Annotated in this window: 10 protein-coding genes, 1 tRNA gene and 1 pseudogene; 6 read left to right on the top strand and 6 right to left on the bottom strand. The window is 45.8% G+C overall.

Annotated elements, in window-relative coordinates:
• Nucleotides 1–267 precede the first annotated feature (267 nt).
• Together PSE7367_RS03680 and PSE7367_RS03675 are read right to left on the bottom strand one after the other, a co-directional pair.
• Nucleotides 268–1,479, bottom strand: coding sequence for a DUF3616 domain-containing protein (locus tag PSE7367_RS03680; protein WP_015164021.1), 1,212 nt, complete (start codon nucleotides 1,477–1,479; stop codon nucleotides 268–270).
• A gap of 201 nt (nucleotides 1,480–1,680) precedes the next feature.
• A complete protein-coding gene (locus PSE7367_RS03675) occupies nucleotides 1,681–2,553 on the bottom strand; it encodes a phosphatidate cytidylyltransferase (protein WP_015164020.1) in 873 nt (290 codons plus the stop codon).
• A gap of 481 nt (nucleotides 2,554–3,034) precedes the next feature.
• On the opposite strand from PSE7367_RS03675, the gene PSE7367_RS03670 reads away from it, so the two are divergent.
• Complete coding sequence (locus tag PSE7367_RS03670; RefSeq protein WP_015164019.1) at nucleotides 3,035–3,562, top strand: J domain-containing protein; 528 nt, start codon at nucleotides 3,035–3,037, stop codon at nucleotides 3,560–3,562.
• A gap of 181 nt (nucleotides 3,563–3,743) precedes the next feature.
• Here PSE7367_RS03670 and PSE7367_RS22650 read toward each other — a convergent pair whose 3' ends face one another.
• Nucleotides 3,744–5,243: a calcium-binding protein gene (locus PSE7367_RS22650; protein WP_015164018.1), complete on the bottom strand. Its 1,500-nt coding sequence runs from the start codon at nucleotides 5,241–5,243 to the stop codon at nucleotides 3,744–3,746.
• Nucleotides 5,244–6,882: 1,639 nt separating this feature from the next.
• Nucleotides 6,883–6,955, bottom strand: a tRNA-Val gene (locus tag PSE7367_RS03660).
• A 407-nt stretch (nucleotides 6,956–7,362) separates the two neighbouring features.
• On the opposite strand from PSE7367_RS03660, the gene rnz reads away from it, so the two are divergent.
• On the top strand, nucleotides 7,363–8,316 hold the full coding sequence (gene rnz, locus PSE7367_RS03655; RefSeq protein ID WP_015164017.1) for a ribonuclease Z: 954 nt from the start codon (nucleotides 7,363–7,365) through the stop codon (nucleotides 8,314–8,316).
• Between the two features lie 63 nt (nucleotides 8,317–8,379).
• Nucleotides 8,380–8,451, top strand: a pseudogene (locus tag PSE7367_RS23200) (IS1/IS1595 family N-terminal zinc-binding domain-containing protein); the annotation flags it as partial.
• Nucleotides 8,452–8,481: 30 nt separating this feature from the next.
• Here PSE7367_RS23200 and PSE7367_RS03650 read toward each other — a convergent pair.
• Together PSE7367_RS03650 and PSE7367_RS03645 are read right to left on the bottom strand one after the other, a co-directional pair.
• Nucleotides 8,482–8,865 carry a response regulator transcription factor gene (locus PSE7367_RS03650; RefSeq protein WP_015164016.1) on the bottom strand — a complete coding sequence of 128 codons (384 nt, stop codon included), beginning with the start codon at nucleotides 8,863–8,865 and terminating at the stop codon, nucleotides 8,482–8,484.
• Between the two features lie 275 nt (nucleotides 8,866–9,140).
• The gene (locus tag PSE7367_RS03645) at nucleotides 9,141–9,473 is read right to left on the bottom strand and encodes a DUF2499 domain-containing protein (protein WP_015164015.1); all 333 of its coding nucleotides are present in this window, start codon (nucleotides 9,471–9,473) and stop codon (nucleotides 9,141–9,143) included.
• Between the two features lie 164 nt (nucleotides 9,474–9,637).
• On the opposite strand from PSE7367_RS03645, the gene PSE7367_RS03640 reads away from it, so the two are divergent.
• The 3 genes from PSE7367_RS03640 to zwf all read left to right on the top strand — a co-directional run bounded on the left by PSE7367_RS03640 (nucleotide 9,638) and on the right by zwf (nucleotide 12,869).
• The gene (locus PSE7367_RS03640; RefSeq protein WP_015164014.1) at nucleotides 9,638–10,150 is read left to right on the top strand and encodes an adenine phosphoribosyltransferase; all 513 of its coding nucleotides are present in this window, start codon (nucleotides 9,638–9,640) and stop codon (nucleotides 10,148–10,150) included.
• A gap of 456 nt (nucleotides 10,151–10,606) precedes the next feature.
• Nucleotides 10,607–11,224, top strand: a complete 618-nt coding sequence (locus PSE7367_RS03635) for a rhomboid family intramembrane serine protease (RefSeq protein WP_015164013.1) — start codon at nucleotides 10,607–10,609, stop codon at nucleotides 11,222–11,224.
• A 118-nt stretch (nucleotides 11,225–11,342) separates the two neighbouring features.
• Nucleotides 11,343–12,869 (top strand): glucose-6-phosphate dehydrogenase, encoded by a 1,527-nt coding sequence (zwf, locus tag PSE7367_RS03630; RefSeq protein WP_015164012.1) that lies wholly within the window; start codon nucleotides 11,343–11,345, stop codon nucleotides 12,867–12,869.
• Nucleotides 12,870–12,907 lie beyond the last annotated feature (38 nt).

Here is a 12,907-nt window from a genome sequence, read left to right as displayed (position 1 = left end):
CATAATTAGCTCAACCAAATTTTTCTACTGTCGTAACCTTACGGTTTCTAAAACTCTTAATTACATCTAAAGCAATCGGGCGGGTAAATACCTGCTCGATTTTTTATGGCTGCTACACCGCGATCAGACCCGATCAACCGGGGGCCGAATAGAGCATTGAAATTTCAAACTTATAGTTAATCTCGATCGCCAGATGCTCCCCTTGCTTCATCAGCGTTTTTTATCGAGCTGACACTTATACTGTACTGACATCTTTACTGACATCTTTTAAAAAGTAATAATATCCGCTAAAACCTTATGCTCAGCTAACTTCCGCTCAGGCAACGGCGCATCATAGACCACTAGCAAGGATTTAGGGCGATCGCCATCATCAAAAATTTCGATCCCCTCGGCATTCTCCGTACCAAAGGCGCAATCGAGTTTGGCAATCCGTTCTAGACCCCGATCGGCTTGAGTAGCAATACTATCGTCGCTCAAATCCACCACATCTTTGAGCCGAAATAATTGCATCCCGCCGCGAATATTCATGGTTGCCCCAGCCAGGATCAGCAAGCTTTGACTCTCTTGGTCGTAGCACAAGTCCCGCACCCCCAAGCCATTCAAGGCTACAAAATGCTTTTTATACTTGCGTTTGGTTTTACGTTTGGTGTTACGTTTGGTGTTACGTTTGGTTTTGCCATCACCGATCGACTTCAGGTTTAGTATGCCTGCTTTGGTTTCCTTGAGTTCAATCTCTAAGATAATTGCCCATTCACCCCGCAGCACCGGCCCGCGCAGTCCTAAGAACAGGCGATCGCCCACCACTGCTAGACCTTCTACGTCCAGGCCATTTTCTTTGGATGGCAATCGCACCGATTCGATCGCACCACCTGCATCATCACTTGCACCAGTTTGCATGGGCACAAGGGCATTGATATAGGGGGCAAGGTGGGAATCTTGGCTCAATTCCGTTAGCAGCTCATTGCCCAAGTCGTTTTTTTGCAAGCAGGCCGCCGTTAGAGTTTTCTTACTCTTGTTAGGATGAGGCACGGATTTATGTAGTTTGCCATCGACCAGTGGAATCCGCGCAATAAAACTACGATTGAGGTTGGGCTTGATTTGGCCGAGCCGATCGATCGATTTGGTCGTTTTATGCTCTTCTGGCTTGGGCTTTTTACGGGTAGAGGAGTGGGAGCCAGTCAGCCACAAATAGCGATCGCTATAATCCAATCCTTCAATGTCGATTTCTTCTTCGGCATTATGAATGTCCAACAGCTCAGTTAAATCAAAGCGTTGATGATTGCCATATACACCCTCACTAATTCGCTCCAGGCGATCGATGCAGGGAGTATCCCCAGTCAATTCATCTGCGCCTAACCACATGTACTTACCTTTATTGGTCAGGGTAACCGCTGAAAGGTTGTTAGTAATAGCGGTCAGGTCTTGAACTTGGGGATCAAATTCTAATAAGAGGCGCGATCGGGGGGAGGCGATTAACATATTGAAATTGACTGATTGAAGGTGGGTAAAACTCAAATCGGTTGGGTGATGCTCAAGTTACTTACAATCGAGACTTGTGCAAATCAAAACCCTGGCTTGTAAGCGATCGACCAATATTGATAAACAATTATGGATAAACAATCTAAACAGTTAGATTTGATTGCATCACTAGCTAGGCAATTTATTGCTGGACTAATCAAATTAGCCGATCGAAATATTCAAGATTGGCAGATTCAAAGTATTGGGCAATTGCAACAACACCAGCACAATAAAGTAATAAACCAAAGGCGCAGTAAACACATAGCTATCAGTGCGATCCAAAATGCCACCATGCCCAGGGATAATTTGGCCGGAATCCTTGACCCCCGCATCCCGTTTCATCATCGATTCGGTCAGATCGCCTAGCAAACTGGAAATGCCAATTAATACTCCTAATGCCGTGCCAGTGAGAAGCCAAAACGGCCAGCTCAGTTGCCATGCCCCCAAGATCGCTACTGCCATACAACTAGCCAACCCCAAGGCTGCCCCCTCAACGGTTTTCTTGGGGCTAATGTGCGACAGTTTGGTACGTCCCATCAATTTGCCAAAGAAATAGGAGCCAATGTCCGAAGCCCAAATACACATAAACGCCAGAAACACATAAATGGCGCTCTGATTGAGATGGAGCCAATGCCAACTAAAAATTTCCGTTTGGTCAAATTGCCGTAACCGAATCCAATAGCTGGGCAAATAGCCGCCATAGAAAAGCCCCAGAATGGAAGTGGAAATATCGGCGATCGTGGCCAGCTTGGGTCGAAACAGCAAATAGAAACAAATCCAGGTACCAGCGATCGGAAAAGCAGCGGTAACAATTTCGCCATTGATCTGCGCCAGCAATAACAAAATAATACTGGCGGTGATTGTAGTTTTGGCGGCGGGGGCTGCGTCGGTGGCTCTGACTAGATTAAAATATTCGCGTAAACCCAGACACACTAGGGTGCCAAACGCAATTGTAAATGCCCATCCCCCTAATATGATCGCCGCCAATGCCACGGGAATGGCGATCGCTCCACTGATAATCCGAGTCCAAGGCATGTATGTTTTACCCGCGCGTTAAAGAATATGTGGCCGCAGATCGTATAAACAGATTGCAAAAAGCTATATCAATACGTTAACCGAACCACAACCTAAAGTTATTAGGATATCAAGCTATCGACCATAAAAAGTTTTCCGATCGCAAACTTTTTCAAAATTTAAGACTTTCGGAACGGCTAAAATCATGGTCGATCCTAGTAAGATACAAATACAATTTAGTTAAATGCCAATTCGATAAAAGTTGGTGAGAAACGATCGCTAAGAAGCAACCGGGTTTTCAGATGATACCTAGTGCTGTTTCAATCGAGATGTTGTGCAAGGAGTAACCCGAATGCTAAGAGCCACAAGATACCAATGCAAAAGAAGTCTTTTGAAGATGCACTAGTAATCACAAGTTTGGGGTGATCAAGATCTGTTGCACTCAGGTTAAATTAGATTGTGGCGAACTTGCATTATCGACAAGTTATTTAAGATCTAAATCATGATTGATAAAAGCTTAGAGCTAGGCAAAATCAATACCCACTATGCTTTGCTAGGACTTACGCCCTGGGCAAATGAGCGCCAGATCCGGCAGGCCTATCGAGAATTGAGTAAGTTATATCACCCCGATACAACCGAGTTGCCAGCGATGGAGGCGGTCGAAAAATTTCGCCAGATCAATGATGCCTATGCGATCTTAAGTAGTCCAGAACGACGCAGCACCTACGATCGCAGCATTCAAATGTATATTCTCCAGGTGATGCAAGCCAGGCAGGACAATCCCTATGGCGATCGATCGACTCAGTATGATATCGACGACCTGCCGATCGAAAGACCCCTGTCCAATGGTGAAATATTTGTGTTGTTGTTAATGGCATTGACTTTTTTGGGCTGTATTGCCCTGGTTGTTGCGGTGGCCTGGTTACGGGGCGATCGCCTCATGCCTGAGCTAGTCACTGGTGCGGCGGCTTATTTACATTACCTGCGAGTTGCGATTACTTCTTGTTTCTATTTAAATCTTGGCATTTAAATCGCGGTATTTAAATTTTAGATATTTGGGCTTATTTCTTTCAATCAATCTACCGGAGCGATCGGCACTAGCTAACTCTATGCAAGACCGATAGAACAAAAAATCCACCGAGCTAGCTAAAAACTGCGCAGTGGATTTTCGTTATTTATGATGCTTAAGTCTGGTTAGAGGAAATCAAAACTTAACCAAAATTCAATTGACCACTAGCATCAATGAACAACGATGCATTATCAAGCGTAGCAATATCAATTCCGGCCACGATTCCCAAATAGTCGCCATCAGTGCCAACCCGAATCGCCGTTGCCGCCACCGGCGTATCAGCGCCCAGGGTCAAATTAACCGCCTCAAAGGTTAGATCACTAAAGTTAGTGCCACCACTTAGGCCGATCCGATCGAACACATTGGAGAAATCCGTCACTACGTCCGCTTCCGCAAGCGTGCTGGCTGCCGCGCCACCATCACTGCGTAACACAAACACATCACTACCACCTTCACCGGTGAGAATATCCTGGCCAAGATCGCCAATCAGGAAGTCATTCCCCGATCCGCCCAGCAAGATATCATTATCCATGCCGCCCCGGATCGTATCGTCACCATTACCACCAACTACGGTGTCATTGTCGTTATTGCCATTCAGGATGTCATTGCCAGAGCCGCCATCGATCGAATCGGAGCCTTTGCCACCGCGCATCACTGCGTCATTGCCATCACCAGCTTCGATCGTATCGTTACCCTGATTGCCATTAATATCAAACTCATTACCATCGGTGCCAATGATCAGATCATTACCCGATAGGGCTCGGATCGAGATCCCAGCCGATTCTGGCACATCCGCCAAGTTGACATTATCATCACCGTCAGTGAAGTTAAAAAAGCCACCACCGACAATGTTATCTAAGCCGGTAGGCTCATTGGGGCTTTCGGTTGTGGTGGTAGGCGGCGTAATCGTGACCGGAGTTTCCTGCGGCGATTCAGGTATAGTTAAATCCAGGGTATAGGTGGTGCTGCCATTACCCTCATCACTGGCATCCCCTGGTAATTCTTCGGCCGCCCTAAAAACACGAATAAAGAAAGTAGAGTCAGCATCCATCACATCAAACGTAATGCTGTCATCCTCGCCGCCCGTAGCTAAAACCGTGGTGCCGTCATCTGCCAATAATTCAATATCAGCATCAGCGGATACGGATGATAGCGAAGCTTCGATCGTGCCGGTGGCGGTGAGCGGAATTTGATAGAAGTCATCGGGATCGGTGGCACCAACCCAACCAGCAAAGCTGCGATCGCTGCCAATTTCCGGTGTATTCTCATTCGCTTGGTTATTAAAAGTACCAAGTTCACTATCGACCTCAACCGTAAACCGGGTGGCAGGATTGGGATTATCGCCATCCCGTGAATCTGAGATCACAACCTGATAGCTGCCTCCATCAACCACACTGGGAATATTAATCGTGCGCGTGAAGGTATTCGGCTGCACATCCGAGTCAAGCGTTGCCACGCCATTAGTCAGCACCGAGCCATCGGGATTAAGCACCTCAATAAAAGGGCTAAAATCTTCACCGGTAATATCAGCACTAAGCACAGTAACACTCGCACTCTGACCAACAGTCAAAATGCTACTGGGAATAATGATTGTTTGGGACGCACCGGGAACTAGAGTTAAAGATTGATCAAAACCAGACATAAGCAAACCCCCTATTTAGTCTTTTTGGGTATGAGTTGTAATTGTGGCTATTAACTGCTAGCGGCATTAAGTAAGCACTAGCGATCGGGTTTAATCCCAACCAATCATTAATAGCTCTAGATTCTCTACGTTTTTCTCCACTACTCCCAGATTGATTGAGTAGATCCAAGCCAGAAAGTTAGACTGCTGGAACTTAAATTGGTTCATCTGTGATCTAAATTTTTGGGTCGATTATCGCTATTGGCCTGCATCAGCCACAGAGCTATCAACCTAAAATTTACTAAGCCTATATACTTGTTGGCTTATTGTTGGCTTAACTTTTATATTTAACATGATCGCTAGCTCAAGTGCAGTCATGGAGTAAGCTACGCCCTTGTTTGCGATCGGTTTTTAGTCAAACAATGCCACCCTAAACTAATGCCTTCTCACCGAGGCGATCGCTAATAAAAATATGCATTTCTTTTTTACTTTTTAATTATTTGCAGTGGGAATCAAGTTTGCAGAGACAACCAAATAACTGTTGCTTATTCAACGTACAAATAAGCTCTGGAAATTTTTTCAATTCAACCTAGCCTAACTAAACGAATAGGATTATTTGCCACTGCGAGTTACTGATTTTGCAACTATCAATAAATTCACAGATCGCTTTATGATTAGCAAGCATACTCATAAACTTGCCAATAAACTAAAGCTGGCAAACTAATCATTATAGCTAGCTTGAATAAGCTTTCGTTATCACAAACTTGTTGAAAACTGAACTCCCCACAACATTTGCCAAAACCTGCTGCTCATTCCTACATACATTGGCTTGGCACTAGCTTTTTTATATTCGATCGATCAAACCAATCGACTTGATTAATTTTGATAGGAATCGATCGAAAGCTAACTAGAACTGGCTAAAAGGCGATCGTAAACTCACTTAGCTTGATACATTCAAAGTGCTACAGCCAAATTAATATATCCAAGCCGGTTTAAATCTACAGTAACAATGCTCTTAGCCGGATCAGCAATATCCTCTCCACCAGGCAATTTAACCTGGCTATTTTTTCCTACCCAAGATCAAATAAAACGGGGGTCATCGCTACGAAAGCTGTAACTTTGACAATAACAGGATTGCATTGGGCAGCAAACAAACACCACATTACTGAATCAACAATGATTCAATTTAGCTAACTCAATCATCAGCTTTGATGTGAGCAAGAATAGTTCTTGAGTGATATTGGGCGCAATACTAATTTAGGCATGATCGCAAAACATATGAGCAGTAGTGTTTTCAGCTTTATGCATTGAGAATTATATATTGGCGTTGCACGTGGTTGGGATAATTCAACCACCAGGCGATCGGTCAAACTGATACCAGCACATATGTTTAATATTTTTGTTGGCGGCATTTTTATCCCTGGATCAGGTCATGCCTGTCGCTTTACTTGAGTTTTACTGGCGATGGTGGGTTTTATTATTTTTGATAATTTGGATGAACTCTATTTTGGACAAACTATAATTTGGTTGGACAAGTTAGCCCGCATGTACCGATGAGAAAGAAGCCTAAGATCTTCCCTCCAATCATCCTATCTTCTGGTGGACTAACCAAAATGGCACAGAATTGGTACGGTTATTTATTCTAGATTTCTTTAATCTATGGGCGATGAGGGACTCGAACCCCCGACATTCTCGGTGTAAACGAGACGCTCTACCAACTGAGCTAATCGCCCTTATTCGGGATTGATATCATAGCACTTTTTGCGCCTCAAATATCCTAGCAGAACATAGCAAATTTACGATCGATTTTTTCTAATCCCTGCCACCAACTAAATCGCTAAGCATTAAACAATTGCAGGCTGCAAAGGCAAGAATTGCAAATATCAATTAAGCAAGGCAAATAGAACCATAAACAATAGCGGGTAGAAACATTGCTGAAATATTGCTCCAGTTCTTAACTACCCTAATGCCATCATGGATAACCCCGATCCGCCGGGTTAAACCAAACAGCAGGCTAAAGATCCAGTGTTAGATTAGGATGGTTGGATGGCGATATTCGATCGTTGTCATAAATAGCCCTAGAATAATAGATCAAAGCACAGCAATCATCTAAATCGTCTCACCAGTCCCGCCAAAGCCTATGCATTTGACATTCCTGGGAACCAGTTCTGGTGTCCCTACCCGTAGCCGGAACGTATCCAGCATTGCCCTTCGCTTGCCCCAGCGATCGGAAGTCTGGCTATTTGATTGCGGCGAAGGCACCCAGCACCAGATTATGCGGAGTGATGTGCGGCTAAGTCAAATTAGCAAAATTTTCATCACCCACATGCATGGCGATCACATTTTTGGGTTGACTGGGCTGTTGGCTAGTTGCGGCATGGCTGGCAATGCCAAGCGGATCGATATCTATGGCCCCAGCGGGCTAGGGGAATATCTGGATGCTTGCCAGCGCTACAGCGAGACCCATTTGTCCTACGAGGTGCAGGTACATCGGGTCAAACCTGGTTTGGTAGTTAGCGATCCTGAATTTTCAGTCTATTGCGCTCCGCTCAAGCATCGGGTAACTGCCTATGGCTATCGGGTCGAAGAAGTCGATCGCCCTGGCCGCTTCGATCTCAAAAAGGCTCAGGCTATGAATATTCCCCCTGGCCCTGTGTATGCCCAACTGAAGCGGGGCGAGACGGTGCAGCTAGATGATGGCCGCATGGTTGATGGCAAAGAATTTAGTGGTGCGGCTCAGCCAGGACGCAAACTGGCCTATTGCACCGATACGATCTATTGCGATAGTGCGGTTGATCTCGCTCAAGATGTCGATGTTTTGATTCATGAAGCCACCTTTGCCCATCAGGATGCTGGTCTTGCTTATCAAAGATTGCACTCCACCAGCACGATGGCGGCACAGGTAGCACTGGGAGCAAACGCCAAGAACCTGATTATGACTCACTTCAGCCCCCGTTATGCCCCTGGTAATGCGATCCAATTAAATGACTTGTTGGCGGAGGCGCGATCGATTTTTGCCAATACGCGCATGGCTCATGATTTTATGAATTATGAAATCAAAGCACATACACCAGTCATGGCGGCTGCGGGTTAGCTTGAAAGTTTTGTCACAATGCTATGTCTTAATCTCGATCGATATCGATAAGGTAGTTCATCCCAAATCGTCAAAAATGGCAGAAGCCATCATGGTAAACAGAACTACAAGTGCAAGCATTGCGGTGGGCAATAGGATCTCTAGAATAGAACAGCGAGCTAACGCCTACAACTCAATCTCCAGGATTTCGCAGGACTTTTCTAAAACCTCGTCGGGATCAAAGGGCTTGGTCATGTAAATATCCGCGCCGACCTCGCTGCCCTTTTGCTTATCAAACTCCTGACCTTTGGCGGTGAGCATGATGATATAAACGTCGGTGTATTTAAGTTCATTTTTAACTGTATTACACACATCAAACCCATTCATCTTGGGCATCATCACGTCCAGAAAGACTAGATCTGGCTTTTCTTCCTTAATTGTCTCTAGTGCCTCTTCCCCGTTCTCGGCACTCAAAAGCTCCACCCCTATATCTTCAAGCTCTTCTAGGGTTTGCTCCAAAAGCAATCGGATATGGGGCTCGTCATCAACGATTAAAAGCTTTTTAGTCATAATTTTGCTCGATCAAGTGGCAGTACCTTGCATTCTAATGCACAAGTTGCCAAGATTTGATTTTCTTAAAATCTATTTTCTATATTTACGCTGTTCGCCAGGCCGATCGCCTAGTGAATAGACTTCTTGCCTCAATCCTGGCTGCTGGATCGGGTAGTGGTCTAGATATGTGAATGTCTTGCTGACTATAAAGTAACCATAAGTAACCATATTGGTGCACTCTGGCTTTTTATTCACTATTACAATTCATCACTTGTTTAGCAATACCAATTAATCTATTTTTCCTGAGCTGTTGGCGCATTATTTTGCTGATTTTGCTGGGCATAGCGCCAGATGAAATAGCCCGCGATCGCCAGGGCAATATTCCCCACCAGGGTCATCGCCGCTTGCAAAATTACCAGCCATTCCAGGGATGTCGCATTATCAAAGAAATGCCAGGTACAAGCACATAAAGCACTCACCAGAGCCGGCAGCATTGCAAAGGACAAACCCAACCAAGCTTTGTTGTGGTTCAGTTGGGCATAGGTGGCAATCAACCAGATCGCTAATGCCCATTCGATCACGCTGGAAATATGAATAATCCAGGTGGGTAATGAGAGCGCATGCATAGATGTATATAGATATATTTAGAGAGATTGAATATTACAGGTATTACCAAGCTAACCTGATCTGCTAAATTTGCGCTAGCCGATCGCCGCAGGTTTGCCTTAAGCTTTAGTTGGATTAAATTGCGAGCAAGTAGAGTTAGTTAATTTGCAGTAATCAACAAAATATGGATCTCAAGGCATATATCCGCGACATTCCCGATTTTCCTAAACCTGGCATCGTTTTCCGCGATATTACCCCAGTCCTGGCTCATCCCCAGGGATTGCCCACCGTAGCCAAAGAAATCGCAGCGGCCTTTGCGGATCAGGCGATCGATTATGTGGTGGGGATCGAATCCCGTGGTTTTATTATTGGCACAGTGGTATCCCATGCGATCGGTTGTGGGTTTGTGCCAGTGCGTAAACCGGGCAAGCTGCCAGCCGCCGTGCATCGGGTTGAATATGAATTGGAATATGGCACCGATAAGCTGGAAGTGCATCAGGATGCGATCGCCCAGGGTAGCAGGATTTTGATTGTTGATGACATCATCGCCACGGGCGGAACTGCCGCTGCTACTGCGAAATTGGTCAACCTGGCAGGTGGTGAATTGGTTGGCTATGGATTTATGGTGGAACTTTTGGCGCTGCAAGGTCGTCAGGCTTTGCCAGATGTAAATGTCTTTTCGTTGATCACCTATTAGCTAACTCAATCGCATCGATCGACTAAAAGTCATTGCATATTTTTGCTATAGAGGAAATCGAGATAGTCAGCGATCGCATTAATGATCTTAGTTACTAGACTTTACTAGACTTAGTGCCGATCGCTAAATTTTTTAAAGTAATAGAATTGAGCAGATTAACAGCTACTTAGTAGCAGCCTAAAAGTTGGGATTTTGATTTTTGATTAAGATCATTGTGGTTGAGATCATACTGAACAAGCAAACATACTGGGCAAGCAAAAATAGCATGTCCAACTATCCTTGCTTACCAGAGCTAAAAGTAATTTAGTGATCAATAATTTATTTGTCGATCGCAATTACCGAGCCAACCTAAACAGCGATCGCCGCAATTTTTTGGCATAGTAGATAAAGCAACCAAATACAAGCAATAGCTAAACCAACGTAGAGCGAAGTAGTAAGCCAGAGTAGGAATTTAAGGTGAACGATCGCAACATTAAAGATCTTGGCGCTCAGGTCGGCAAGGAACTCAAGACCCAGGTAACGATCTTGGGCGGCTTTGTGGCGATCATCTGGATCGTGCAAATTATCAATGCGGTTATTTTTCGTGGTTATCTAGCCCAATTTGGGATTATCCCGCTGCATATTGTTGGTTTGCGGGGGATTTTTCTGGCTCCCTTTCTGCACGGCAATTTTGCCCACGTGGCGGCGAATACACTGCCATTCTTGATCCTGGGCTGGTTGGTAATTATTCGCGGTGTAGGTGAGTTTTTCTTTGTGTCGGTGTTTGCGGCGTTGATCGCGGGGATTGGCACCTGGCTGATCGGTGGCTCCAACACAGTGCATGTGGGTGCCAGCGGCATGATTTTTGGCTATTTTGGCTATCTGCTGCTGCGGGGAGTGTTTGAGCGCAATGTCATTTCAATTGTGATTTCGGTGATCGTGGGTATTACTTACGGTAGTTTGATTTTTGGGGTAGCGCCCACGGAGGCTGGGGTTTCCTGGCAGGGGCATTTGTTTGGGTTTATTGGCGGGGCGATCGCGGCGAAGCTTTTGGCTAATCAGAAAAAGAGCGATCGTAGCGATCGGCAATATTAAGCTGAAAATTAAGCCAAGCCATAAAGCTAAAGAAAAAAAGGCATAAAGATGCTTTGATGCATAGCTTAGTTAGAATGCTGGTAAGTATTAATTAGCAAGAACAACAGCCAGCAAATTTATGGTTCAACTACTGGAAAACCCATTGCGGGTCGGCCTGCAGCAAGAAAGAACCCCCGAACCACTCATCCTTGTAATTTTTGGTGCATCGGGCGATCTGACGATGCGGAAGCTAGTCCCGGCGATCTATCACCTCAAACAACAGCGGCGCTTGCCCCCAGAACTAACGATCGTTGGTACAGCCAGAAGACCCTGGAGCCATGATTATTTCCGCGAGCAAATGCGCGAAGGGATCGAGCAATTTTCTGATGGAGTGGGTTCTGATGCCCTGTGGGATGATTTTGCCCAGGGGCTTTATTACCATGCCGCCGACATGAGTAATCCAGAGGATTATGAGAGCCTGAAGCAATTTTTGGCAGAGCTAGACGAACAGCGAGGCACCAAGGGCAATCGCGTCTTTTATTTGGCTGTCTCGCCGAAGTTCTTCCCGCCAGGGATCGCCAATCTGGGTAAGGCAGGGATGATTAGCGATGCCAAGAAAACCCGCCTGGTGATCGAAAAGCCCTTTGGCCGCGATCTCTCCTCCGCTCAGGAACTCAATCGGGTGGTGCAAGAAGCCTGCGATGAAAGCCAGGTCTATCGGATCGATCACTACCTGGGTAAAGAAACTGTCCAGAACCTTTTAGTATTGCGGTTTGCCAATGCCATTTTTGAGCCGCTGTGGAATCGCCAATTTGTCGATCATGTGCAAATTACGGTGGCGGAATCAGTGGGTGTAGAAGATCGCGCTGGTTATTATGAAAGTGCTGGCGCATTGCGAGATATGCTGCAAAACCATTTGATGCAGTTGTTTTGCCTGACAGCGATGGAGCCACCCAATGCCGTTGATGCTGATTCATTGCGCAATGAGAAAGTGAAGGTGATTCAGGCTACCCGCATGGCCGATCGCAACTGGCAGAACTGCTGTACCCGCGCCCAATATTCGGCCGGGTGGATGAAGGGTGAAAATGTGGCTGGCTATCGCCAGGAACCAAACGTTAGCCCAGAATCACTCACGCCCACCTATGTGGCGATGAAGTTTACGATCGATAACTGGCGCTGGCAGGGTGTGCCTTTCTATTTACGCACTGGCAAAAGAATGCCCAAAAAGGTGAGTGAGATTGCGATCCAGTTCCGGGAAGTGCCCTACTTGCTATTTCAATCCGCCGCCAAACAGGTTAGCCCCAATGTGCTAAGTATGCGGCTGCAACCCAATGAGGGGGTAGCGCTGAAGTTTGAAGCCAAAATGCCAGGAGCAGAACTAAGATCTCGATCGGTAGAAATGGATTTTGCCTATGGAAAAACCTTTGGGATCGGTGGATCGGACGCTTACGATCGACTTTTGCTAGATTGTATGTTAGGTGATCAAACTTTGTTTACTCGTGCGGATGAGGTAGAGGCAGCCTGGAAATTGATTACACCTGCCCTCAATGCCTGGGAAGCACCTGGTGATCCAAGTGCTGTGCCCCAGTATGAAGCTGGTACTTGGGGGCCAAAGGCATCTGAGGAGATGTTGAATCAAGATGGCAGGCAATGGCGACGTTTATAGACTAGAACCTGTAGGTATTTAGGCATTTTTAGCGCCTA

The sequence above is a fragment of the Pseudanabaena sp. PCC 7367 genome (assembly GCF_000317065.1).
GTDB lineage: Bacteria > Cyanobacteriota > Cyanobacteriia > Pseudanabaenales > Pseudanabaenaceae > Thalassoporum > Thalassoporum mexicanum.
This window is presented reverse-complemented; position numbering and strand designations above follow the sequence as displayed.

Coding starts and splice junctions, on each gene's coding strand:
- PSE7367_RS22650 (WP_015164018.1), bottom strand. CDS start 5,243: ATGTCTGGTTTTGATCAATCTTTAACTCTAGTTCCCGGTGCGTCCCAA.
- rnz (WP_015164017.1), top strand. CDS start 7,363: ATGCATTTGACATTCCTGGGAACCAGTTCTGGTGTCCCTACCCGTAGC.
- PSE7367_RS03650 (WP_015164016.1), bottom strand. CDS start 8,865: ATGACTAAAAAGCTTTTAATCGTTGATGACGAGCCCCATATCCGATTG.
- zwf (WP_015164012.1), top strand. CDS start 11,343: ATGGTTCAACTACTGGAAAACCCATTGCGGGTCGGCCTGCAGCAAGAA.
- PSE7367_RS03670 (WP_015164019.1), top strand. CDS start 3,035: ATGATTGATAAAAGCTTAGAGCTAGGCAAAATCAATACCCACTATGCT.
- PSE7367_RS03645 (WP_015164015.1), bottom strand. CDS start 9,473: ATGCATGCGCTCTCATTACCCACCTGGATTATTCATATTTCCAGCGTG.
- PSE7367_RS03680 (WP_015164021.1), bottom strand. CDS start 1,479: ATGTTAATCGCCTCCCCCCGATCGCGCCTCTTATTAGAATTTGATCCC.
- PSE7367_RS03675 (WP_015164020.1), bottom strand. CDS start 2,553: ATGCCTTGGACTCGGATTATCAGTGGAGCGATCGCCATTCCCGTGGCA.
- PSE7367_RS03640 (WP_015164014.1), top strand. CDS start 9,638: ATGGATCTCAAGGCATATATCCGCGACATTCCCGATTTTCCTAAACCT.